Source organism: Amycolatopsis sp. NPDC058340 (assembly GCF_042723975.1).
Classification (GTDB): Bacteria; Actinomycetota; Actinomycetes; order Mycobacteriales; family Pseudonocardiaceae; genus Amycolatopsis.
Map to the genome: position 1 here is coordinate 100,716 of NZ_JBHXIB010000008.1, position 23,628 is coordinate 124,343.

At 69.2% G+C, this 23,628-nt stretch carries 18 protein-coding genes; 4 read left to right on the forward strand and 14 right to left on the reverse strand.

The features are described from left to right. Nucleotides 1-53: 53 nt before the first annotated feature. Nucleotides 54-830: an IclR family transcriptional regulator gene (locus ACFWIW_RS13115; RefSeq protein WP_378368632.1), complete on the forward strand. Its 777-nt coding sequence runs from the start codon at nucleotides 54-56 to the stop codon at nucleotides 828-830. Between the two features lie 64 nt (nucleotides 831-894). On the opposite strand, the gene ftsY is transcribed toward ACFWIW_RS13115, so the two are convergent. Then, nucleotides 895-2,199 (reverse strand): signal recognition particle-docking protein FtsY, encoded by a 1,305-nt coding sequence (gene ftsY, locus ACFWIW_RS13120; RefSeq protein ID WP_378368633.1) that lies wholly within the window; start codon nucleotides 2,197-2,199, stop codon nucleotides 895-897. Between the two features lie 152 nt (nucleotides 2,200-2,351). On the opposite strand from ftsY, the gene ACFWIW_RS13125 reads away from it, so the two are divergent. Then, on the forward strand, nucleotides 2,352-3,560 hold the full coding sequence (locus tag ACFWIW_RS13125; RefSeq protein WP_378368634.1) for an anhydro-N-acetylmuramic acid kinase: 1,209 nt from the start codon (nucleotides 2,352-2,354) through the stop codon (nucleotides 3,558-3,560). A gap of 9 nt (nucleotides 3,561-3,569) precedes the next feature. After that, nucleotides 3,570-5,153 carry a sodium:solute symporter gene (locus tag ACFWIW_RS13130; protein WP_378368635.1) on the forward strand — a complete coding sequence of 528 codons (1,584 nt, stop codon included), beginning with the start codon at nucleotides 3,570-3,572 and terminating at the stop codon, nucleotides 5,151-5,153. A gap of 42 nt (nucleotides 5,154-5,195) precedes the next feature. Here the strand turns inward: ACFWIW_RS13130 and smc are convergent, their stop codons facing one another. From smc to kdpF, 9 genes are all read right to left on the reverse strand, one after another. Continuing rightward, nucleotides 5,196-8,795, reverse strand: a complete 3,600-nt coding sequence (gene smc, locus ACFWIW_RS13135; RefSeq protein WP_378368636.1) for a chromosome segregation protein SMC — start codon at nucleotides 8,793-8,795, stop codon at nucleotides 5,196-5,198. Nucleotides 8,796-8,883: 88 nt separating this feature from the next. Beyond that, nucleotides 8,884-9,171 (reverse strand): acylphosphatase, encoded by a 288-nt coding sequence (locus ACFWIW_RS13140; protein ID WP_084098086.1) that lies wholly within the window; start codon nucleotides 9,169-9,171, stop codon nucleotides 8,884-8,886. A 253-nt stretch (nucleotides 9,172-9,424) separates the two neighbouring features. Next, nucleotides 9,425-10,018 (reverse strand): hypothetical protein, encoded by a 594-nt coding sequence (locus tag ACFWIW_RS13145; protein ID WP_378368637.1) that lies wholly within the window; start codon nucleotides 10,016-10,018, stop codon nucleotides 9,425-9,427. A 41-nt stretch (nucleotides 10,019-10,059) separates the two neighbouring features. After that, on the reverse strand, nucleotides 10,060-10,761 hold the full coding sequence (locus ACFWIW_RS13150) for a response regulator (protein WP_005154857.1): 702 nt from the start codon (nucleotides 10,759-10,761) through the stop codon (nucleotides 10,060-10,062). Continuing rightward, on the reverse strand, nucleotides 10,758-13,343 hold the full coding sequence (locus ACFWIW_RS13155) for a DUF4118 domain-containing protein (protein ID WP_378368638.1): 2,586 nt from the start codon (nucleotides 13,341-13,343) through the stop codon (nucleotides 10,758-10,760). Before ACFWIW_RS13155 ends, ACFWIW_RS13150 begins: the two co-directional genes overlap by 4 nt. A gap of 5 nt (nucleotides 13,344-13,348) precedes the next feature. Then, nucleotides 13,349-13,960, reverse strand: a complete 612-nt coding sequence (locus ACFWIW_RS13160; RefSeq protein WP_378368639.1) for a potassium-transporting ATPase subunit C — start codon at nucleotides 13,958-13,960, stop codon at nucleotides 13,349-13,351. A 4-nt stretch (nucleotides 13,961-13,964) separates the two neighbouring features. Further along, the gene (kdpB, locus tag ACFWIW_RS13165) at nucleotides 13,965-16,058 is read right to left on the reverse strand and encodes a potassium-transporting ATPase subunit KdpB (protein ID WP_378368640.1); all 2,094 of its coding nucleotides are present in this window, start codon (nucleotides 16,056-16,058) and stop codon (nucleotides 13,965-13,967) included. After that, the gene (gene kdpA / locus ACFWIW_RS13170; protein ID WP_378368641.1) at nucleotides 16,055-17,716 is read right to left on the reverse strand and encodes a potassium-transporting ATPase subunit KdpA; all 1,662 of its coding nucleotides are present in this window, start codon (nucleotides 17,714-17,716) and stop codon (nucleotides 16,055-16,057) included. Before kdpA ends, kdpB begins: the two co-directional genes overlap by 4 nt. Then, nucleotides 17,716-17,817 carry a K(+)-transporting ATPase subunit F gene (gene kdpF, locus ACFWIW_RS13175; protein WP_378368642.1) on the reverse strand — a complete coding sequence of 34 codons (102 nt, stop codon included), beginning with the start codon at nucleotides 17,815-17,817 and terminating at the stop codon, nucleotides 17,716-17,718. Before kdpF ends, kdpA begins: the two co-directional genes overlap by 1 nt. A gap of 344 nt (nucleotides 17,818-18,161) precedes the next feature. Between kdpF and asnB the strand changes: the two genes are divergently transcribed. Further along, a complete protein-coding gene (asnB, locus tag ACFWIW_RS13180; RefSeq protein WP_378368643.1) occupies nucleotides 18,162-19,994 on the forward strand; it encodes an asparagine synthase (glutamine-hydrolyzing) in 1,833 nt (610 codons plus the stop codon). A 21-nt stretch (nucleotides 19,995-20,015) separates the two neighbouring features. On the opposite strand, the gene ACFWIW_RS13185 is transcribed toward asnB, so the two are convergent. The 4 genes from ACFWIW_RS13185 to ACFWIW_RS13200 form a co-directional block, all read right to left on the reverse strand. Beyond that, a complete protein-coding gene (locus ACFWIW_RS13185) occupies nucleotides 20,016-20,936 on the reverse strand; it encodes an ABC transporter permease subunit (protein ID WP_378368745.1) in 921 nt (306 codons plus the stop codon). Nucleotides 20,937-21,227: 291 nt separating this feature from the next. Then, nucleotides 21,228-22,016, reverse strand: a complete 789-nt coding sequence (locus ACFWIW_RS13190) for an ABC transporter permease (protein WP_378368644.1) — start codon at nucleotides 22,014-22,016, stop codon at nucleotides 21,228-21,230. Nucleotides 22,017-22,024: 8 nt separating this feature from the next. Then, nucleotides 22,025-22,888, reverse strand: a complete 864-nt coding sequence (locus tag ACFWIW_RS13195; RefSeq protein ID WP_378368645.1) for an ABC transporter ATP-binding protein — start codon at nucleotides 22,886-22,888, stop codon at nucleotides 22,025-22,027. Next, nucleotides 22,885-23,280, reverse strand: a complete 396-nt coding sequence (locus ACFWIW_RS13200) for a GntR family transcriptional regulator (RefSeq protein ID WP_016336295.1) — start codon at nucleotides 23,278-23,280, stop codon at nucleotides 22,885-22,887. The genes ACFWIW_RS13195 and ACFWIW_RS13200 overlap by 4 nt, the downstream gene beginning before the upstream one ends. Nucleotides 23,281-23,628: the final 348 nt, after the last annotated feature.

Below are 23,628 nucleotides of genomic sequence, written 5' to 3' on the forward strand. Positions count from 1 at the left end.
GGACTATAGTTTCTGCATAGCGGAACATCAACGCCGACGTAAGGAGTACCACGGTGGCAGCGGAGAAGAACGGGCGCGATGGCGGCGTCCAGTCACTTCAGCGGGCCTTCGAGCTCCTCGAGCATCTCGCGGACACCGGCGGGGAGGCCAGCCTTTCGGAGCTGGCGACCCTGTCCGGGCTGCCGATGCCGACCATCCACCGGCTGATCAGGACACTGGTGGATCTGGGCTACGTCCGGCAGAACACCAACCGCCGGTACGCGCTGGGCGCCCGCCTCATCCGGCTGGGTGAGAACGCCAGCATGCAGTTCGGCTCGTGGGCACGGCCGTTGCTCGCGGAGCTGGTCGACGAGGTCGGCGAGACCGCGAACCTCGCCGTACTGGAACGGGACGAGGTCGTGTACGTCGCCCAGGTGCCCTCGAAGCACTCGATGCGGATGTTCACCGAGGTCGGGCGGCGACTGCTGCCGCACGGCACCGGCGTGGGGAAGGCGATGCTCGCGCATCTGCCGCCCGAAGACGTCACGGCGCTGCTCGCCCGGACGGGTATGCCCTCGTACACCGAGCACACCTTCACCGACCAGGACGCGCTGCTGCGCGAACTGGCGAAAATCGCCCAGCAGGGTTACGCGCTCGACGAAGCCGAGCAGGAGCTGGGCGTCCGTTGCGTGGCCGTCGCGGTCCCGGGCGCGCCGGTGCCGGCGGCGGTTTCGGTGTCCGGGCCTTCGGGGCGGCTCACGATGGAGGCCGTCGAGCGGATCGCGCCCGTCGTCCAGCGGATCGCGACCTCGCTCGGCTCGACCCTTTCGCGGGACGGGGTCACCGTTTGAGCCTGGTTTCCAAAACCGTCGAGCCGATGACGCAGGAGACGACCGCGCCGATCGCCTGATTCGCCTAGCTGCTCAAAAGCGCGTCGACGAACGCGCCCGGCTCGAACGGCGCCAGATCGTCCGGCCCCTCGCCGAGGCCGACCAGCTTCACCGGCACCCCGAGTTCACGCTGCACCTGGAAGACGATGCCGCCCTTCGCGGTGCCGTCCAGTTTGGTCAGGACGATGCCGGTGACGTCGATGACCTCCGAGAACACGCGGGCCTGCATCAGCCCGTTCTGCCCGGTGGTGGCGTCGAGCACCAGCAGCACCTCGTCGACCTTCGCCTGCTTCTCGACGACACGCTTGACCTTGCCCAGCTCGTCCATCAGGCCGGTCTTGGTGTGCAGGCGGCCGGCGGTGTCGACCAGGACCGCGTCCACGCCCGCCTCGGTGCCGCGTTTGACGGCGTCGAAGGCGACCGCGGCCGGATCCGCGCCTTCCTTGCCGCGCACGACCTCGGCGCCCACGCGCTCGGCCCACGTCTGCAACTGGTCCGCCGCGGCGGCGCGGAAGGTGTCGGCCGCGCCGAGCACCACGGTGCTTCCCTGCGCGACGAGCACGCGGGCGAGTTTGCCGGTGGTGGTGGTCTTACCGGTGCCGTTGACCCCGGCGACCAGCACGACGGCGGGCTGCTTCTTCCCGTCGACGGTGTGCGGCAGCGCGCGGACGGCCCGCACCGCGTCGGTCGACAGGGCGGCGGTCAGCACCTCCTGCAACACCGCGCGCGCCTCCTCCGACGTCCGCACGGCGCGACGCTTCAGCTCGTCGCGAAGTCGCTCGACGATCTCGGTGGTCGTCGCGGCGCCCAGGTCCGCCATGAGCAGCGTGTCCTCGACGTCCTGCCAGGAGTCCTCGTCCAGGTCGCCGGCGCCCAGCAGGCCGAGCAGGCTCTGCCCGAACACCGAACGGGATTTGCCGAGCCTGCCGCGCAGCCGCTCCAGGCGTCCGGTGGCCGGGGCGATCTCCTCGGCGGGAGCGGGCTCGGGGACCGTTTCCTCGGCCGGCTCGGGAAGTTCGACGTCGCGCACCGTGCGCTGCGCGGAATCCCTCGGCACCGCCGCGTCGTCCCCGACGGCGGGCTGGCCGTCGGTCTCCGGGCGGTCCTCGACCGGGTGTTCCGGTTCCTCGGTCTTCTCTCCACCAGGGGCGAGCGCGATCCCGCCAGTCGCGGTATAACCGCCGCCCTTCGGCTTCTCGACGACGTCGGCAGCCTTGGACTCGTCCAGGCTGATCCGGCGGCGGCGCGCGATGAGCAGCCCGGCCACCAGAACGGCGACCAGGACCACGACGGCAACGACAACGATCCAGAACCAGGGGGTACTCGACACGGCGTCATCCTCGCATCCGCACCCCGCCGCGCTCAGACGCCCCACGGGAAGGAAGCCGATCTTGTCAAGCACCCACTGGATAGGACTCATTTCGGACAAGAAGAAACGGTCTTGCTTGCGCGGGATTCGGAACGAGGGCTAGACCACTTCGAATGACGGTTTTCTCCGGCACTGGGGTCCGGATCATCGGGCTCATCTCCGGCACCTCGATCGACGGGATCGACGTGGCGGCCGCCGAACTGCGCGCCGACGGGGACACGGTGGTGCTCTCGCCGCTCGGCCAGCTCGAAGTCCCTTATCCCGAAGAGCTCCGCGAAGCCCTGCTCGCCGCTCTCCCACCGAATCCCTGCGACGCCGAGCAGCTCACGAAACTCGACACCCTGGTGGGCCAGGCCTTCGCCGAAGCGGCCGCGCGCGGCGTCGAGGAACTGGCCGGCGGCGAAGCGGACGTCGTCGCCTCGCTGGGCCAGACGGTGTTCCACTGGGTCGAGGACGGAACCGCGCGCGGCACCCTGCAGCTGGGCAACCCGGCGTGGATCGCCGAACGCACGGGCCTGCCGGTCGTGGCCGATCTGCGTGTCCGCGACGTCGCCGCCGGAGGGCACGGCGCGCCACTCGCCAGCACGATGGACGCGTTGTGGCTACGGGAGATGGCCTCGCTCGGCCCGGTCGCGGCGCTGAACATCGGCGGTATCGCGAACATCACCGTGGTCCCCGCGAACGGTGCCGTCCTGGCCTACGACACGGGCCCCGGCAACGCGTTGATGGACATCGCCGCGCACCGCGCCACCGGCGAACGTGCCGACATCGACGGCGCGCTCGCCCTGCGCGGCACCGTCCGGCCCGACCTGCTGGCGAAACTCCTGCTCGACCCGTATTACGCGGCCGCGCCGCCGAAATCCACCGGCAAGGAACTGTTCCACGGCGCGTACCTCGACGCGGCACTGGACGGGCTCCCGCCGGCCGGCGCGGAAGACCTCCTCGCGACACTGACCGAACTGACCGCGGTGACGATCGCCGCGGAATGCCGTCGCCACGACATCGCCACGCTGATCGTCTCCGGCGGTGGCGCCGACAATCCGGCGCTGATGGCCGCGCTCGCCAGGAACCTGCCGGGTACGGCGCTGAAGACCAGCGACGACCACGGGCTGCCGCGCGCGGGCAAAGAGGCATACCTGACCATTCTGCTCGGCTGGCTGACCTGGTCCGGCGTCCCGGGGAACCTCCCGTCGGCGACCGGTGCCCGCGGCCACCGGTTGCTCGGCAGCATCACCCCGGGCGCGGGCCCCCTGCGGCTCCCCGCCCCGCATACCTCAACCGTGACCCGGCTACGGGTAGCGGCGAAGACCGGCGAGCGATAGGAGATACGGATGCGCGCACTTGACCTCGCGATCATCGGGCTTTTTCTGGTCGGCATGCCCTTACTGGGCGTCTGGATCGGTGGCAAACAGAAATCCGGCTCCGACTACTTCGTCGGTGAGGGCAAGATCTCCTGGTGGGTGGCCTGCCTTTCGGTGGTGTCCGCCGAGACGTCCACCCTCACCGTGCTCTCGGTGCCGACGGTGGCCTACATCGCCACCCCCGGCGACGGCGGCATGACCTATCTGGCCTTGGCGATCGGTTACATCGCGGGCCGGATCGTGGTGTCGATGGTGCTGTTGCCGCGCTACGTGGCGGGCAACCTGGTCACCGCGTACGCCTTCCTCGGCAAACGCTTCGGCAGCGGGCTGCAGGGCACCGCGTCGGTGACCTTCCTGCTCACCCGCACGCTGGCCGACGGCATCCGGCTGTTCGCCACCGCGATCCCGATCAAGGTGGTGATGGCGGCCTACGGCCTCGACGTCTCGTACTGGACCATCGTGCTCGGCCTCGGTATCGCGATGGTGCTCTACAGCTTCTTCGGCGGCGTCCGCGCCGTCGTCTGGGTCGACGCGATCCAGATGCTCTGGTACATCCTCGGCGCGGTCGTGGTGATCTGGGCGATCTCCAGCAGGCTGCCGGACGGCTGGTTCGGCAAGGCCGTCGACGCGAACAAGTTCCAGATCTTCGACTTCTCGTCGAACATGCTCACCGGGCAGTACGCGTTCTTCACCGCGCTGATCGGCGGCGCGGTGCTCTCGATGGCCTCGCACGGCTCGGACCAGCTGATCGTGCAGCGTCTCCAGTCCACCAACGATCTGCGTGCCGCGCGGAAGGCGTTGGTCGCCAGCGGTTTCGTGGTGTTCCTGCAGTTCGCGCTGTTCCTGTTCATCGGCGTGCTGCTGTGGGCGCTCTACAACGGACTCAACCCGACGAAGCCGAAGCCCGAAGGACTGGGGCTGGGCAACAAGGACGAACTGTTCGCGAACTTCATCGTGAACGACCTGCCGAGCGGTCTGTCCGGGTTCGTGATCGCCGGGATCCTCGCCGCCGCACTGAGTTCGTCGCTCGGCGCGCTGGCGTCGTCGACGGTGACCGACGTCTACGAACGGGTGATCGGCCGGGAACTCCCGGAAGCCGAACGGCTGAAGCACGGCCGGATCTGGACGATCGTCTGGGCGGGCGCGCTGATCCTGTGCGCGGGTTTCTTCGCCTCCTCCAACAAGACCTCGGCCGACCCGATCGTGGTGCAGGCGCTGGGCATCACCGGGTACACCTACGGCGCGCTGCTCGGCGCGTTCCTCCTGGGCCTGCTGTTCAAGCGGGCGAGGCAGGCGGACGCGATCGTGGCGTTCGTGTCGACGGTGGTCGTGATGGCGTTCATCATCCTGGGCGTCAAGTTCAACAAACCGGACGGCAGCCTGATCGGCGTCGACTTCAGCAAGGCTTCCGGGAACACGGTGGCGCTGGCGTGGCCGTGGTACACGCTGTGCGGTGTGGTCATCACGCTCGTGGTGGGCGGGTTGCTCTCGCTGCGTCACGGGAGCGTGGACCCGCTGGCCGAACCGGACGTGAAGGAGTCCACTCCCGTCTAGGGCCTCGTGAGTGGTAAGGACGGTTAGAACCGTCCTTACCACTCACGAGGTGACGAGCTCCTCTTCGGACGTACGGAGCCGCTGCGAGATCACCTTCGTGATGCCGTCGCCCTGCATCGAAACGCCGTACAGCGCGTCGGCGATCTCCATGGTCGGCTTCTGGTGGGTGATGATGATCAGCTGCGAAGAGTCCCGCAGCTGCTCCAGCAGCCCGATCAGCCGTCGCATGTTGGTGTCGTCGAGCGCGGCCTCGACCTCGTCCATGACGTAGAAGGGCGAAGGCCGGGCGCGGAAGATCGCCACCAGCATGCCGACGGCGACGAGCGACTTCTCGCCACCGGAGAGCAGCGAGAGCCGCTTGACCTTCTTGCCCGGCGGGCGCGCTTCGACGTCGACGCCGGTGGAGAGCAGGTCGTTGGGCTGCGTGAGCACCATGCGCCCCTCGCCGCCGGGGAACAGCACGCCGAACACCGTCTCGAACTCGCGCGCGACGTCCTCGTACGCCGACGCGAAGACCTCGAGGATCTTTTCGTCGACCTGCTTGATGACGGCTTCGAGGTCCTTGCGCGTGTCCTTGAGGTCTTCGAGCTGGGTCGAGAGGAACTTGTACCGCTCCTCCAGCGCCGCGAACTCCTCCAGCGCCAGCGGGTTGACCTTGCCCAGCAGGCTCAGGTCCTTCTCCGCGCGCTTCGCCCGGCGAGCCTGGGTGTCGCGGTCGAACGGCATGGGCGGCGGCGGGGTGACGTCCTCGCCGCGCTCCTTGGCGGCCTCGTACTCGGCCATCTCCCCCGCGCTCGGCGGCACGGGGACGTCCGGGCCGTACTCGGTGACGAGGTCCTCGAGGCCGATGCCGAAGTCTTCGGCGATCTTGGTTTCGAGCTGTTCCAGCCGCAGCCGCTGCTCGGCGCGCAGCACCTCGTCGCGGTGGACGGCGTCGGTGAGCTTCTCCAGTTCGCCGGTCAGCTCGCGGACCTTGCTGCGGACCTGGGTCAGCGCGGTCTCCCGCGACTGCCGCTGCGCCTGCGCCTCGTCCCGTTCGTGGGCGGCGCGTTGCACGGAGGCCTCGATGCGCTCCAACGCGATCTCGCCGCCGTTGACCACCGCGTTGGCGATCTCGGCGCCGCGTTTCCGCGCGGCCCTGGACTTTTCGGCCCGTTCGCGGGCCTGCCGCTCAGCGTGCGCGGCCCGGCGGAGCGATTCGGCCTTGCCCTGGATGCTCCGCGCGCGCTCCTCGGCGGTGCGCAGCGCGAGCCGGGACTCCATCTCCTCCTGGCGGACCGTGCCGAGGTCTTCGGCGGCCTGGTCGCGCTCGGCGGTGTCCGGGTCCTCGTCGACTTCCTGATCGGCGACGGCGGCCAGTCGCTCTTCGAGTTCGGCGAGCTGCTGCAGTGCCTGTTCACGGCTCTGCTCGACCTTGGCCCGCTGGTTGCTCAGCCGGTCCATTTCGGCCTGCGCGGCACGCGCGGCCTGCTGCAGCCGGTTCAGCCGCTCGGACGAGCGTGCCTTGCGGACCTTCGCGTCCCCGAGCGCTTCCTTGGCCATGCCGACCTCTTCGCGCCGGGCGGCCTGCCCGGCGCGGGCGCCTTCGAGCTCCGCGGCGGTGCGTTCCAGCGCGCGCTCGGCGGCGTTCAGCCGGTCACCCGCCTCGTCTACCGCGGCCTGCACCTCGATGACGCTCTCGCTGCGCGCGGAACCACCGACCGCCCAGCGCGCACCGAAGACATCGCCCTCGGGCGTGACCGTGCTGACCTCGGGGTACACCTCGACGAGACGGCGCGCGGACTCCAGACCGTCCACAATGGCCACCCGGTCGAGCGCGTGCTCGACGGCGGACCGCAACGCGGGCGGCGCCGTGACCACTTCACGCGCCCAGCGCGCACCCTCGGGCAGTGACGGCCAGGCACTGGTGTCCACAGTGGATTCCAGCCCGCCGAGCAGAATGCCCGCACGACCGGAATCGTTGTCCTTCAAGAACTTCAGTGCGGCGAGCGCGTCTTCGCCGCCGTTGACCGCGACCGCGTCGGCGACCGGTCCGAGCGCCGCGGCCAGCGCGACCTCGTGTCCGGGCTCGACGGTGAGCAACGCGGCGACCGAACCGAGCAGACCCGGCAGTTCGTGCTGCGCGCCGAGCAGCGCGCCCGCGCCGTCTTTACGCCGCAAGCCCATCGACAGCGCCTCGACACGCGCCTTCTCCGACGCGATCTCACGTTCGGCGGCCCGCTCGGCCTTGACCAGCTCCTCGACGCGGGCCTTGGCTGCGTTGTTGGCCTCCACCGCGCGGTCGTGGTGGGCTTGCAGGTCGGAGTCGTCGGATTCCTCGACGCCACCGGCGGCCTTGGCTTCTTCGAGCTCCTCGACGGCGATCTCGGCCCGCTCGGCGGCCTCTTCGAGCGACACGGTGAGCCGGTCGATCTCGTCGGAGGTGGCGCCGTTCTTGCTCCGCAGCGCCTCGACCTGGCCGGAGAGCTTCGCGAGCCCTTCCCGGCGGTCGGCGATCGCGCGGACGGCGGCCATATGCGCGCGCTCGGCGGCCTGGACGAGGTGTTCGAGCTGTTCGCGCCGCTGGACGGTCTCCGAAAGCACCATCCGGGCCTCGGCGACGGCCTCGTTGAGCTCCTGCTCCCGCTCGGCGACCTGCTCTGCCTCGGCGAGCAGCTCGTCGGGATCGCGGCCGGTGTTCGCCTGCTGCACGTCGGACGAAAGGTGCCGCTGACGCTCCAGCGCGAGCCGCACCGTGCCGCGCAACCGCTCGGTCAGCGCGGAAAGCTTGTACCAGGTCTCCTGGGCGGCGGCCAGCTTCGGCGCGTCCTCGGCGAGCGAGGCTTCGAGCTCGGCTTCTTCGGCGGCGACGATCTCCAGCGCCTGCTCGACCTCGGCGCGACGCTGCCGGGCGACGCGCTCGTCGGCCTCTTCCTTGGCGATGCCTTCGCGCTGGGTGACGAGGTCGTGGGCGAACAGCCGCAGCCGCGCGTCCCGCAGCTCGGACTGTACCCACTGCGCCTTGCGGGCGATCTCGGCCTGCTTGCCCAGCGGTTTGAGCTGGCGGCGGAGCTCGGTGGTGAGGTCGCCGAGGCGGTCGAGGTTGCCCTGCATGTTCGCGAGCTTGCGCAGGGTCTGTTCCTTGCGCTTGCGGTGCTTGAGGACACCGGCGGCCTCTTCGATGAAGGCGCGGCGCTCCTCGGGCTTGGATTCGAGGATCGCCGAAAGCTGCCCCTGCCCGACGATGACGTGCATCTCGCGGCCGATACCGGAGTCGGACAGCAGTTCCTGCACGTCCATCAGACGGCAGCGGTCGCCGTTGATCTCGTATTCGCTCGCGCCGTCACGGAACATCCGGCGGGTGATCGAGACCTCGGAGTACTCGATCGGCAGCGCGCCGTCGGCGTTGTCGATGGTCAGGGTGACCTCGGCGCGCCCGAGCGGGGCACGGCCGGCGGTCCCGGCGAAGATGACGTCCTCCATCTTGCCGCCGCGAAGGTCCTTCGCACCCTGGGTGCCCATGACCCAGCGGAGCGCGTCGAGGACGTTCGACTTGCCGGACCCGTTCGGTCCGACCACGCAGGTGATGCCCGGCTCGAAACGCAACGTCGTCGCCGAGGCGAAGGACTTGAAGCCCTTGAGCGTCAGGCTCTTCAGGTGCACGTCGTGCTGACCCCTCTGGCTGCGGGAACTCCTCGTTCAATCGGCCCAGGCTACCTGTGTGCTCACCGTGATCGTGGGACGCGGGGCCTCAGCGCTCCACGAACCCGCGGAGCCCGCCCTTCGCGGGCGACCAGCGTTCGACGACGTGGTCCACACTTCCGGGTGATTCCCCGGATCGCAAAGCCGCCAAAAGCCGCTCACAGTGTTCACGAACACCCTCCGCTACCACCTCGACACGCCCGTCGGCCAGATTGCCCGCGCTGCCGACCAACCCCAGCTCAAGCGCCCTGCTGCGGGTCCACCAGCGGAAACCGACACCCTGCACCCGGCCGTGTACCCACGCGGTCAGCCTGATGTGCGTTACTTCTTCACTCACGCTCCCTATCGTGCACCATGTGGATGAACGCGGAGGGTGAACACGACGCTCGCTGTAGTTCGCAGACGGTGAAGCGGCGGTGATAATCTCCGCGCCGGGTCCCCACTTCGGGCTACCTCGCCCGGGTAGCCGAACTCCCCGAAGCCCCCCATCCGAGGAGCCAGCACATGCCCCGTCCCGACGGGTCTGATTCGAGCGCACGCGTGTCCGTGGCACCCCCGCGCGGCGCGACCGGCAAGCTCAACCGCGCGGGCTACGCCGTACTCGGCGTCAGCGGCCTCGTGGTGGCCACGGCCTTCGCCGCGATCGCCGAACTCGCGGGCCCCGGCGTGTCCACCACCGCCGGCGGCACCGGTATCCCCGGCGGCGGACAGGGCGTGGCCCCCGCCGGCGTCCAGCTGGTGCCGGGCAACGCGGTCCCCGGCGGCCCGATGACCGTCAGCGGCTCGCCGACCCCCGGCGCACCCTCCAGCTCGACGGCGCCGCCGACCACGGTGACGTCGGTCGGCCCGGACGGCAAGGAGACGACGAGCGTCGTCGCCCCGCCGCCGCCGGTGACGACCCCGGGTGGAGGTGAGCCGACGCGGACGGTCCTGCCGCCGACGACGCCGACTACTCCGAAGCCCACCCCGACGAAGACGACGACGCCGACCACGACGCCTCCGACCACGACACCCCCGTCGGAGACCACGTCCACCCCGCCTGGTGGCGGCTCCAGCACCAGCGGCGCGCCCAGCGAGTCGACTCCCGGCCGGTCCAGCACCTCCGGCACCGACACCTCGACGAGCAGCGCCCAGTAGGACTTTCGGTCCGTGAAGGCCTCCTTGAGGGACTCTGGGTCCCTCAAGGAGGCCTTCACGGAATCCCGGGTTGCAGTACCGCGAGGGATCACATTTCGAAGCGGTACCCCATCCCCGGCTCAGTCAGCAGGTGCCGCGGCCGCGAGGGTTCCGGTTCCAGCTTCCGCCGCAGCTGCGCCAGATAAACCCGCAGGTAGTGCGACTCCGTCTCGTACGTCGGTCCCCACACCTCGTGCAGCAGCTGCTTCTGCGCCACCAGACGGCCACGGTTGCGCACCAAAAGCTCCAGCACGCCCCACTCGGTCTTGGTGAGATGCACTTCCTTGCCGTCCCGCCGCACCTTCTTCGCCGCGAGGTCGATCCGGAAGGATCCCGTGTCCACCACCGCGTCCGCACCGTCCACACTGGACGTGGCCGACCGGCGGACGGCGGCGCGGAGCCGCGCGAGCAGTTCGTCCATGCCGAAGGGTTTGGTGACGTAGTCGTCGGCGCCGGCGTCGAGGGCCTGCACCTTGTCGGCCGAGTCGCCGCGCGCGGACAGCACGATGATCGGCACCGTCGTCCAGCCGCGGAGCCCGGCGATGACCTCGGTGCCGTCGAGGTCGGGCAGGCCGAGGTCGAGTACGACGACGTCGGGTTTGGTCTCGGCGACGGCCTTCAGCGCGGCCGTCCCGTCGTGCGCGGTGATCACCTTGTAGCCGCGGGCGGACAGGTTGATCCGCAGGGCTCGCACGATCTGCGGTTCGTCGTCGACGACCAGCACGGTCGCCGACGCGGTGTCTGCGCTCATCGCACTCGCTCCTCCTCTTCGTTCTCGAGGCCCTCGTCGTCGAAAGCGAGGAGGCTCTTTTCCGGATCCTGACCAACATATGCGGGCAGCGAGATGACGACGGTGAGCCCGCCGCCGGGCGTGTCCTCCGCCCGGATCCGCCCGCCCATCGCCTCGGTGAACCCCTTGGCGACCGACAGCCCCAGTCCCACGCCGGGCACGCTGTCCCGGTCTCCCCCGAGCCGCTGGAACGGCGCGAACGCCGAATCCGCGGTGCCCTTCTTGAGCCCGCGCCCGTGGTCGACGATGCGCAGCTCGACGTGTTCGGAATGCGTGCTGGCGCGCGCCGAGACCGGCTCGCCGGACGCGCCGTGGCGAAGGGCGTTGTCGATCACGTTCGCCACCACCCGTTCCAGAAGGCCGGGGTCGGCGCAGACCGAGGGCAGCCGCGAGTCGATCGCGACCACGACCGAAGCCGAGTTGTCCACATTGGACAGCGCGTGCGAGACGACCTCGTCGTAGCCGACCGGGCGCAGGTGCGGGCGCACCGCGCCGGTCGCCAGCCGCGACGAGTCGAGCAGGTTGTCGATGAGCCCGGCGAGCCGGTCCGCCGATTCCTCGATCGCTTCGAGCAGCTCGTCGGTGTCCTCTTCGGACAGTGAGATGTCGGTCGCGCGCAGGCTGCCGATGGCCGCCTTGATCGACGTCAGCGGGGTGCGGAGATCGTGTCCGACGGCCGACAGCAACGCCGTGCGCAGTTCGGTCGCCTCGGCCTTGCGTTCGGCCCGGATGGCCGCCTTCGCCGTCCGCTGCTGCCGCAGCGCCAGCAACGCCTGTCCGGCGACGGCTTCCAGCACTCCCCGGTCCGACGCGGGCAACGCGCGGCCGCGCAGCGTCAGGTGGACGTCGGCGGTGACGGCGATGTCGGCGTCGGCCTGATCCGGGTCCGCGCAGGGATCCGTGCCGGCGTTCGCCACCCGTTTCCACTTCCCGTCCCGTTTTTCCAGCAGGGTCACCGAAGTCAGGCCGAAGTTCTCGCGGACCTTCTCCAGCAGCCGCTCGATCGGATTGGTGTGGGTGAGCACGGTCCGCGCGTACGACGCCAGCAGCGCCGCCTCGGTCCGCGCCCGCGCGGCCTGCGTCGCGCGCCGGGCGGCGGTGTCGACGACCGCCGCGACGAGGACCGCCACGAGCACCATCGCGACCAGCGTGATCACGTTGCGCGGTTCGTGGACGGTCAGGGTGTACAGGGGCGGGGTGAAGAAGAAGTTCAGCAACCCGGCCGAGACCACCGCCGCGAGCAGCGCGGGCCCGAGCCCGCCCGCGAGCGCGACCAGCACGGTCGCGAGGACGTAGTCGACCACGTCGGTGGAGAAGTCGAGGTGATCCCGCAGCAGGACACCGAGAAGCGTCGCCAACGCGGGCAGCACCAGTGAGAGCACCCAGCCGGTCAGCCGCCGCGACGGTGTGAGCGGGCTGCGGTTGAACCGGGCGCGCAGCCGTCCGCCCGCCTGGGCGTGCGTGACCATGTGGACGTCGATCGGGCCGGACCGCTGGACCACGGCCGCGCCGATGCCTTCGTCGAACAGCCGCGCCACCCGTGACCGGCGTGAGGTCCCGACGACCAGCTGGGTCGCGTTCACCCCCTGCGCGAAGTCGAGCAGCGCCGTCGGCACGTCGTCGCCGACGACGGTGTGGAAGGTCGCGCCGACCTCTTCGGCCAGTTTCCGGTATTTGCCGACCGCCGTCGGCCCCATCCCGGCGAGCCCGTCGCCGCGCAGGATGTGCAGCACCTGCAGTTCGGCGCCCGCCCGGTTCGCGATACGGCTCGCGCGGCGGATCAGCGTCTCGCTCTCCGGGCCGCCGGTGATGGACACGACCACCCGTTCGCGGGCTTCCCACGTGTCGGTGATCTTCTGTTCCGCCCGGTACCGCTGCAACGCGACGTCGACCTGGTCGGCGACCCACAGCAGCGCGAGCTCCCGCAGCGCGGTGAGGTTGCCGGGCCGGAAGTAGTTGCCCAGCGCCGCGTCGATCCGCTCGGCCGGGTACACGTTGCCGTGCGCCAGCCGCCGCCGCAGGGCCTCGGGCGTGATGTCGACCAGCTCCAGCTGCTCGGCCCGCCGCACGACCTCGTCGGGCACCGTCTCCTGCTGGACGACGCCGGTGATCCGCTCGACGACGTCGTTGAGGCTCTGCAGATGCTGCACGTTGACCGTGGAGAGGACGTCGATCCCGGCGGCGAGCAGTTCGTCGATGTCCTGCCAGCGCTTCTCGTTGCGCGAGCCGGGCACGTTGGTGTGCGCGAGTTCGTCGACCACCGCGACCTCGGGGGCGCGGGCGAGGAGCGCGTCGAGGTCCATCTCCTCGAACTCGTGGTCCCGGTGCGCCGACCGGCGGCGCGGCACGGTCTCCAGGCCTTCGACGAGCTCCGCGGTCTTCTTCCGCCCGTGCGTCTCGACCAGGCCGATGACCACGTCGGTGCCCCGGTCGAGGCGGCGTCGCGCCTCGCCGAGCATCGCGTAGGTCTTGCCGACGCCCGGGGCCGCGCCGAGGTAGATCCTCAGCTCACCCCGGCGCGGCTTGGTCGTGTTCTCGTCCACGTCTGTCAGTGTGCTCCTCCGGCCGCGTCGCGCACGGCCAAGTTGACCTTCAGCACATTGACTCCCGGCACACCGATCCCGGCGCCGCCCGTGTTCTCCTCGACGAGCTGCCGGACCTTCTCCTCGGACAGGCCCGTGTTCCTGGCCACTCGCGGGATCTGGAGATCGGCGTAGGCGACGCTGATCGCCGGGTCCATCCCCGATCCCGACGCCGTCACCGCGTCCGCCGGCACCTGCGACTCCTGGACACCTTCGCGAGCCGCGATGAGTTTCTTGCGTTCGCCGATCGCGGCGACCAGGTCCTCGTTGTACGGGCCCTTGTTCGACGGGCCGGACGACGACGGGTCACCCGGGCCGAGGACGTCCTTCGAGCCGGCCGACGGGCGGTTGTGGAACCACGGATCCTTGGCGGGGTCCGCCGCGACCGGGTCGACGCCGATCCGCGACGAGCCGACGGCTTGCCCGTTCTGGGTGATGATCGAGCCCTCCGCGTTGCCTTCGAGGCCGGGGATGCGGGAGACCGCCCACACGCCGAGCGGGTAGACCACACCCAGCAGGACGGTGAAGACGAGCAGGACACGCAGCCCGGCGAGGGTCTGCTTGAACAACGGTTTCACGAGGTCACCCGATTCCAGGGATGAGACGGACGAGCAGGTCGATCAGCCAGATCCCGAGGAAGGGGCTGACGATGCCGCCGAGGCCGTAGACCAGCAGGTTCCGGCGCAGCAGCGCCGAGGCCGAGGACGGTTTGTACCGGACGCCGCGCAGGGCGAGCGGGATCAGCCCGACGATGATCAGGGCGTTGAAGATGACCGCCGACAGGATCGCCGACTTCGGCGTCGCCAGCTGCATGATGTTGAGCGCGCCGAGCTGGGCGAAGATCCCGGTGAACATCGCGGGCAGGATGGCGAAGTACTTCGCGAGGTCGTTGGCGACGCTGAACGTGGTCAGCGCGCCGCGGGTGATCAGCAGCTGTTTGCCGATCTCCACGATCTCGATCAGTTTCGTCGGGTCGGAGTCGAGGTCCACCATGTTCCCCGCCTCCTTGGCGGCGGAGGTCCCGGTGTTCATCGCGACGCCGACGTCGGACTGCGCGAGCGCGGGGGCGTCGTTGGTGCCGTCGCCGGTCATCGCGACCAGCCGCCCGCCCTCCTGCTCCTTCTTGATCAGCGCCATCTTGTCTTCGGGTTTGGCTTCGGCGAGGTAGTCGTCGACGCCCGCGTCCCGCGCGATGGCCTTGGCCGTGAGCGGATTGTCCCCGGTGATCATGACGGTCTTGATCCCCATCGAGCGGAGCTGGACGAACCGCTCCTTCATCCCGGGTTTGACCACATCGGACAGCCGGATCACGCCGCGCACGAACGCTTTCGCGCCGTCGTACTCCGCGACCACCAGCGGCGTGCCGCCCTGCCCGCTGATCTCGTCGACGACGCGTTCGGTCTCGTCCGGCATGTCGCCGCCGCGTTCGCGGACCCATTCGCGCACCGCGGTGGTGGCGCCCTTGCGGACCTGGCGTTCGCCGACGTCGATACCGCTCATCCGGGTCTGCGCGGTGAACTCGACGAAGTCCGCGAGCTTCTCGTCGTCGGACGCCGTCTCCGAGAGCCCGTGCTCCCTCGCGACGAGTTCGACGATGCTGCGGCCTTCCGGCGTGCCGTCGGCGAGGCTGGACAGCCTTGCCGCCTTGGCGATGTCGTCCACAGTGGACCCGCCGACCGGGATGAGCTCGGTGGCCTTGCGGTTGCCGAAGGTGATCGTGCCGGTCTTGTCCAGCAGCAGCGTCGAGACGTCGCCGGCGGCCTCCACCGCGCGACCGCTGGTGGCGAGGACGTTGCGCTGCACCAGCCGGTCCATCCCCGCGATCCCGATCGCGGACAGCAGCGCGCCGATCGTCGTCGGGATCAGGCAGACCAGCAACGCGGTCAGCACGATCACGGACTGCTGGCTGCCCGAGTAGCCCGCCATCGGCTGCAGCGCCACGACGGCGAGCAGGAAGATGATCGTGAGCGTCGAGAGCAGGATAGTCAGCGCGATCTCGTTCGGTGTCTTCTGCCGGGAAGCGCCCTCCACCAAGGCGATCATGCGGTCCACAAAGGACTCGCCGGGTTTGGTGGTGATCTTCACGACGATGCGGTCGCTGAGCACCGTGGTGCCGCCGGTGACCGCGCACCGGTCGCCGCCCGATTCGCGGATGACCGGGGCGGACTCGCCGGTGATGGCCGATTCGTCGACGGTCGCGATGCCCTCGACGACGTCGCCGTCGCCGGGGACGACCTGTCCGGCCTCGACGACCACCAGATCGCCGACGCGCAGGTCGGCGCCCGGCACGGTCTCCTCGTCGCCGTCCTCGGTGAGACGGCGCGCGACGGTCTCCTTCTTGCTGCGCCGCAGGGTTTCCGCCTGCGCCTTGCCCCGGCCCTCCGCGACGGCCTCGGCGAGGTTCGCGAACAGGACGGTGAACCACAGCCAGATCGTGATGAGGATGGTGAACACGCTCGGATCGGTGATGGCGAAGACCGTGGTCAGCGCCGAGCCGATCCACACCACGAACATGACCGGGTTGGCGAGCTGGTGCTTGGGGTTCAGCTTGCGCAACGCTTCCGGCAAGGAGGTCAGCAGCTGGCGCGGGCTGAAGATCCCCGCGCCGACCCGGCCGGTGTTCTCCACGTGGTGCTGGGTCGTTTCTTCGGGAGTGCGTTCCTGGGTGACGGTCATGCCAATGCCTCTGCGATGGGCCCGAGCGCGAGCGCCGGGATGAAGGTGAGGGCCGCGACGAGCACGATCGTGCCCGCGAGCATCGTGCCGAAAAGCGGCCCGGTGGTCGGCAGCGTGCCGGCGGTCTCCGGAACCTTCCGTTGGGAGGCCAGGGATCCGGCCAGGCACAGCACGGCGAGGATCGGGATGAACCGGCCGAGCAGCATGGCCACCGACAGCGAGGACTGGAACCAGTCGTTCGTCACGGTGAGCCCGCCGAACGCGCTGCCGTTGTTGTTGCCCGCCGACGCGTAGGCGTACAGGACTTCGGAAAGGCCGTGCGCGCCGGAGTTCGTCATGGCGGCCGGGGTTCCGGCCAGCATCAGCGCGACACCGGAACCGAGCAGGACCACGGTCGGCATCGCCAGCATGGAGACGGCCGCGCAGGTGACCTCGCGTTTGCCGAGCTTCTTCCCCAGGTACTCCGGCGTGCGGCCGACCATCAGCCCGGCGAGGAACATCGCGATCACGGCCATCACGAGGATGCCGTACAGACCGGTGCCCACCCCGCCCGGCGAGATCTCGCCCAGCAGCATGTTGAGCAGCGCGCCTCCGCCACCGAGCCCGCTGTAGCTGTCGTGCGCGCCGTTGACCGCGCCGGTCGACGTGCCGGTGGTGGCGTTGGCGAACAGCGAGCTCAGACCGATGCCGAACCGCTGTTCCTTGCCCTCCAGGTTCGCCCCGGCGGCCAATGACGCGGGACCGCTCGCGTTCGCTTCGGACAGCCAGGTGACCGTGAGCATCGCGGTGAACAGCGCGGCCATCACCGAAAGCAGGACGTAACCCTGGCGCTTGTTGCCGACGAGGGTGCCGAACGTCCGGGTCAGCGACACCGGGATGACGAGGATCAGGAAGATCTCGATCAGGTTGGTCCAGGCGTTCGGGTTCTCGAACGGGTGGGCGGAGTTGGCGTTGAAGATGCCGCCGCCGTTGGTGCCGAGTTCCTTGATGGCTTCCTGGCTCGCGGCGGGAGCGAGCGCGATCTTGCTCGTGCTGCCGTCCGGGTTGAGGACGTCGGCACCGCTCTTGAGGCTCTGCACGACGCCGAGCGCGATCAGCATGATCGCCGCGACGAACGCGATCGGCAGCAGGATCCGGATCGTGCCGCGCGTCAGGTCCACCCAGAAGTTGCCGAGGCGGTCGGTCTTCGAGCGGACGAAGCCGCGGACGACCGCGATGGCGACCGAAAGGCCGACGGCGGCGGACAGGAAGTTCTGCACGGTCAGGCCGGCCATCTGCACGAAGTGACCCATGGTCGCTTCGGGGCTGTAGGACTGCCAGTTCGTGTTGGTCACGAAGCTGACGGCGGTGTTGAAGGCGACCGCCGGCGAGACCGGTTCCTTGCCGAGGCTCCACGGCAGGATCGACTGGAGCCGTTGAAGCAGGTACAGGAAGACGACGGAGACGAACGAGAAGCCGATCACGGCGGACGCGTAGGTCTTCCAGTGCTGTTCCGATCTGGGGTTCACCCGGAACAGGCGATACAGGCCGCGTTCGGCCTTGGTGTGTTTCTCGGTCGAGAAAACCCGCGCCATGTAGTCGCCCAGTGGCCGGTGGACCACGGCGAGCGCGACGAGGAGGAGGCCGGCCTGCAAGAGGCCGGCCGCGGTGTCTGACATCAGAATTTCTCCGGCCTGACCAGTGCGATGAACAAATAGACGATCAGCCCCAGCGCCAGCAGTCCGCCGACGACGTTGGCCACGATTCCCGTGCCGGTCACAGCTTTTCCAGACCGCGAAGGGTCAGGGCGAGAACCACGAATACGCCGATCAGGAGCACGGCGTAGAGCAAGTCGGCCACTAAGCACCTCTCAGGACAGGTCACCCCATCGGTGACCAGGACCCCGCAACACTGCGCCTGGTACAGACCAACAAGGCCCTCGCCTGACGGCCTCTTGATGCCCCGATCGGGTGCCTTTACGACTTCTTGATGCCCGGTGACGTGCCCCACAGACGGTGACGCACTGCGGACGGAGCGTGCAATTCGGGCAGACAAGCCGCGCGAACCGTGTTACACCAGTGTTACGGATAGTTGTATACGCTAACTAATCATCGGGAGGTAGCGATGTGCGGAATCGCAGGGTGGGTCTCCTACGGCACGGACCTGACCCAACGTCGCGAGGTCGTCGACGCGATGACCGAGACCATGGCGTGCCGCGGACCGGACGACTCGGGCACCTGGGTCCGGCCGAACGTGGCGCTGGGTCACCGGCGGCTGGCGATCATCGACCTGCCGGGTGGCAGGCAGCCGATGGCCGAAGCCGGGCTTGCCGCGATGGTCTACAGCGGTGAGGCGTACAACTTCACCGAGCTGCGCGAGGAACTTCTCAAGCGTGGGCACAAATTCGAGACCGACAGCGACACCGAGGTCGTGCTCCACGGCTACCTGGAGTGGGGCGACGAGGTCGTCGACCACCTCAACGGCATGTACGCCTTCGCGATCTGGGACGAACGCGACGAGAAACTCGTGATGATCCGCGACCGCATGGGCATCAAGCCGTTCTACTACCACCCGACCCCGGACGGCGTCCTCTTCGGTTCCGAACCGAAGGCGATCCTCGCGAACCCCTTGGCGCGCAAGGTGGTCGACACCGACGGCCTGCGCGAACTGATGTCCATGACCAAGACCCCCGGCTGGTCGCTGTGGAAGGGCATGCACGAGGTCGGACCGGGCACGATCGTCACCGTCGACCGTTCCGGGATCCGCACGCGGACGTACTGGAAGCTCGACGCGAAACAGCACACGGACGACCAGGAGACCACGGTCGAACGCGTCCGCGAGCTGATGACCGACATCGTGCACCGGCAGCTGATCGCCGACGTGCCCCGTTGCGTCCTGCTCTCGGGCGGGCTCGACTCCAGTGCCGTCACCGGCCTCGCCGCCGCCCGGCTGGCCGAACAGGGCGAGCGGCTGCGCACCTTCTCCGTCGATTTCCAGGGCCAGGAGGAGAACTTCAAACCGGACGAGGTGCGCGACACCCCGGACTCGCCCTTCATCCGCGACGTCGCGCAGCTGGTCGGCTCCGATCACAAGGACGTCGTGCTGAACCCGGCCGAGCTCAGCGACCCGGAGGTCCGCCGCAAGGTGCTGGCCGCGCGGGACATCCCGGCCGGGCTCGGGGACATGGACACCTCGCTGTACCTGCTGTTCAAGGCGATCCGCGCCGAGTCGACGGTGGCGCTGTCCGGCGAATCCGCCGACGAGGTCTTCGGCGGATACCGCTGGTTCCACGACGAAGCCGCGGTGAACTCGGGGACGTTCCCCTGGCTCGCCTTCCGGATGGGCCTCACCAGTGAGCGTGGCGCCCTCCTGCGGGGCGAGGTCCAGGAGAAGCTGGACCTGCCCGGCTACATCGCCGACCAGTACGCCACCGCCGTCGCACAGGTCGAGCACCTCGACGGCGAGAGCGAGCAGGACCGCAAGATGCGCACGGTCTGCAACCTGCACCTGACCCGGTTCGTGCGGATGCTGCTGGACCGCAAGGACCGGGCGTCGATGGCCGTCGGGCTCGAAGTGCGCGTGCCGTTCTGCGATCACCGCCTCGTCGAGTACGTCTACAACACGCCGTGGTCGCTGAAGACGTTCGACGGCAGGGAAAAGAGTCTGCTGCGGCACGCGACCGAACACGTGCTCCCGGCCTCGGTGCGGGACAGGGTCAAGAGCCCGTATCCGTCCACTCAGGACCCGGGCTACGCGGCGGCGTTGCAGCAGCAGGCCAAGGAGGCCCTGACCGAACGGGACAACCCGGTGTTCGAGCTGGTGGACCGCGACTGGCTGCACCGGGTGTCCGAAGTGGACCCGGTGACGATGTCCTCGGCCCAGCGCTCCGGGATCGACCGGGCGCTGGACCTCTACCACTGGTTCGACCTGTACCGGCCCGAACTGCAGCTCGACTGAGGACGCCGGTCCGCCGCCGTCTCAGCGACGGCGGCGGACCGTGCCCCCTGCCGCGACGCCCCCGAGCACCGCGGTCGCGGCGAGCAGGATGCCCGCCTCGGTCCACTGGAACCGCCAGAACCGGCCGGCGGGCTGGTAGACGGTGAAGTCCCGGTAGCCCGCCGCCTCGGCACAGGCGTTCATCCCCTTGCCGCGAGGACATTCGGGCACCTCGTCGAGCAGGCCCAGCTCCCGGCCGTCCGGCGCGACCCGGCCCGCCCGCACGATCAATCCGTCCTTTGTGGCGGGATCGACGCCCGCCGTCCGCACCGGCTCGGCGTAGTGCGGCCGCGAGAGCATCAGGGTGATCGACGCCGCGACGAACACCGCGGCCGTGATCGCGATGGCGGGCAAGGTCTTGCGCACCAGCGCCCCCGCGGCGGCTCCGAGGACGAAGGCGAACAACCACCACGCGGCCGGCGCGATGCCGACGGCACCGAAGTACGACGTCTCGCTGAGCGTCTCCGCCTTGCCGGGGAAGATCTCCAGCCACCGGCCGAACATCTGCCCCGAGGCGAGCCCGGCGAGCGCCGCGGCCACCGCGAGGACACCGAACTTGGCGGCCAGCCAGCGGCCGCGGCTCACCGACTGCGTCCAGACGAGCTGATACGTGCCGCGTTCGTATTCCCTGGCGAGCAGCGGCGCGCCCCAGAAAACACCCGCCAGCAACGGAACGAACGGCAGGATCGCGATCAGCGGGTAGACCTTCTGGTAGAGGTCTTCCAGCCCCGCGTCGTATTCACGGCAGGGCACGCCGCCGCCGTAGCAGTACGAGGAGATCTCGCCGCTCGCGGAGCCGAGCGCGGCTTGCCCGGACAGGAGCAGGATCCCGCCGACCACGGCCAGGAACCCGAGGGTGACGAGCAGCTGGGTGCGGTGCTGCCGCCAGGTGAGCCAAAGCAACGAGAGTGCCTTTCCATCGAGGGGAATGTCGAACATGGCGTGGCTTCCGCGCCGACCTCGGTGCGAAGTGTCCACAAGGGACATCAGAACTCCCCCGCATGCCCGATTCGAGCGCTTCACAGGGGGGTCGTGAGTGGCAATGGTCGTTCTAACCCTCGTTACCACTCACGACCCGCGCCAGGGTCGGCCCACTGGACCTGTGTCGCGAAAGCCACTTTGGGGACGTCTGAGGTCTCGAAAGTGGCTTTCGCGACACACCTGGTGAAGGAACGCCACGTTCCTCCTGCCTTTCTAGGAGCGGCGCCGGACGGCGAAGGTCGTGGCGACGGCGAGCAGCAGCGAGAACCCCGCCAGGATCGCGGCTTCGGTCCACTGGAAGCGCCAGTACCAGTCCTGCGGCAGGACCTTGAGCGCGGTGATCTCGCCGGCGGCGTCCCTGACCATCTCCACCACCCGGCCGACGGGATCCTTGCCGAGCGGGACGAGTTCGGGTTCCGCGTAGCCGTCGCGGACGTTGCTCAGGCCGATCATCAGGCCGACCGCCACCGCGATGGTGACCGCGATGGCGGGCAGCGTCTTGCGGATGAGCGCGCCCGCGGCGGTGCCGAGCACGAACCCGAAGAGCCACCACGCCCCGGGCGCCACGCCGGTCATCGTGAACAGGACGGGGTTGTCGAAGCGGCTGGTGAACGCGGTGTCGCCGCGGTCGGCGGGGAAGACCTCCACCCAGCGCTGCATCATCGCGCCGAACGCGAGCCCGCCGAGGGTGGCGAGAACGGCGAGGAACCCCAGCTTCACACCGAGCCAGCGGAACCGCGAGATCGACTGGGTCCAGGCGAGTTTCGTCGTGCCGCGCTCGTATTCGGCCGCGACCAGCGGGGCTCCCCAGAAGACACCGATCGCCACCGGGACGACCTGGAGCCAGGAAAGGTAGGTGTACAGATCCTTGAAGAGTTTCGCCGGATCCGGGCTGTCCGCCGCGGCGTTCCCGTTGACCAGCAACAGGATCCCGACGGCGGCGAGCAGACCGGCCGTGATCAGCAGCTGCGTCCGGTGCTGGCGGTAGGTGAGCCAGAACATCGTTCCCCCTACGCCGAAGCCAGTGTCGGGCGAGGCAGGCTCGCGGATTCGGGCCGCCGCAGGTACGCCAGCACCAGCTCTTCGAGGTTCGACGGCCGTTCGCTCCACTGTGGACCGAGCGGAACCGGCTCGGTGCGGGCGAACACGGTCGCCTGTCTCCCCGCGCGGACCTCGTCCACCACGGTGACCCGCCTGGCCAGCGCGTCGGCCTCCTCCACCGGTCCGGTGAGGGTGCGATGCCCGGCGACGAGTTCGTCGATGTCGCCGCTGACCTGGACGCGGCCGCCGTTGAGGACGATCAGCCAGTCGCAGGTGTTCTCCAGATCGGAGACGACGTGGGACGAGAGCAGCACGGTCATCCCGGTTTCGGCGACCGCCTCCATGAGCCCGCGCATGACCTCGTGGCGGGCCAGCGGGTCGAGGTTCGCGAGCGGCTCGTCGAGCACCAGCAGGTCCGGGCGTTTCGCGAGCGCGAGGGTGAGCGCGACCTGCGCGCGCTGCCCGCCGGACAGCTTGCCGACCTTGTGGTTCAGGGCGAGCCCGAGCGAATCGACGCGCTTGAGCGCGAACTCGTCGTCCCAGCCGGGGTTGAGACGCCTGCCGAATTTGAGCATCTCGGCGATGCTGAAGCCCGGGTACAACGGCTTGTCCTGCGCGAGGAAGGCGGCCGTTCCCTGGATCGAGACCGAGCCGAGCGTCGCCCCGAGCAGTCCGACGGCCAGGTGGAGGAAGGTCGTCTTGCCGGCGCCGTTGGGCCCGACCAGCGCGACGACCCGCCCTTTCGGAACGGAGAGGGAGCAGTCGCGCAGCGCCCATTTGCGGCGATAGCGTTTGGCGAGGCCGGTCGCCTCGATGACGGGTTTCTCAGTCACGCGGTTCGCTCCCCTCGAAAGCCGTCGACCACCACGGAGGTGAACAGCGCCTCGACGTCTTCCTGATCCAGCCCCGATTCCCGCGCGTCGCGGACCCAAGCCCCCAGGCTTTTCCGCAACCGAGTGCGCTCCGCGAACGAAGCGCCTCCGAGCGTCTTCTGGACGAAGGTGCCGAGGCCCGGCTTCCCTTCGACGAGCCCTTCGCGCTCCAGTTCGCGATAGGCCTTGAGGACGGTGTTGGGGTTGATCGCCAGCTCGGCGACCACCTCCTTCGCCGTCGGCAGCCGGTCCCCCGGCTCCAGCAATCCCAGGCGCAGGGCGTTCTTGACCTGCTGGACGAGCTGGACGTACGTCGCGACGCCCGAGCCCTTGTCCAGGTGGAAGGTGACCACTGGCAACACCCTTTCACTAATTAAGTAGTGAAAGGGTGCAGGCAGACTGGTTCGCCTGTCAAGTGGTGATCACGCAGGAAAGACGTGAAGGCCCCCTTGAGGGACTCTGAGTCCCTCAAGGGGGCCTTCACGGACAACCCCAGCCCCAGTCAAAGAAGAAGCGCCAGTTCGACGACACGGGGGAAGACGTCGAGCTGGCACTACCCCCAACCCCCACCGCCGTCAGATGGCGGTGCCTGTGCAAGTTGAAGGTGCCCACCGTCGTACCGGAACCGAATGGGGGGTCCTGCCCGTCTGGTTGGTTGGGCACGGTTCCGGCGACGGGTCCTCGGTGGACACCCGGCAAGG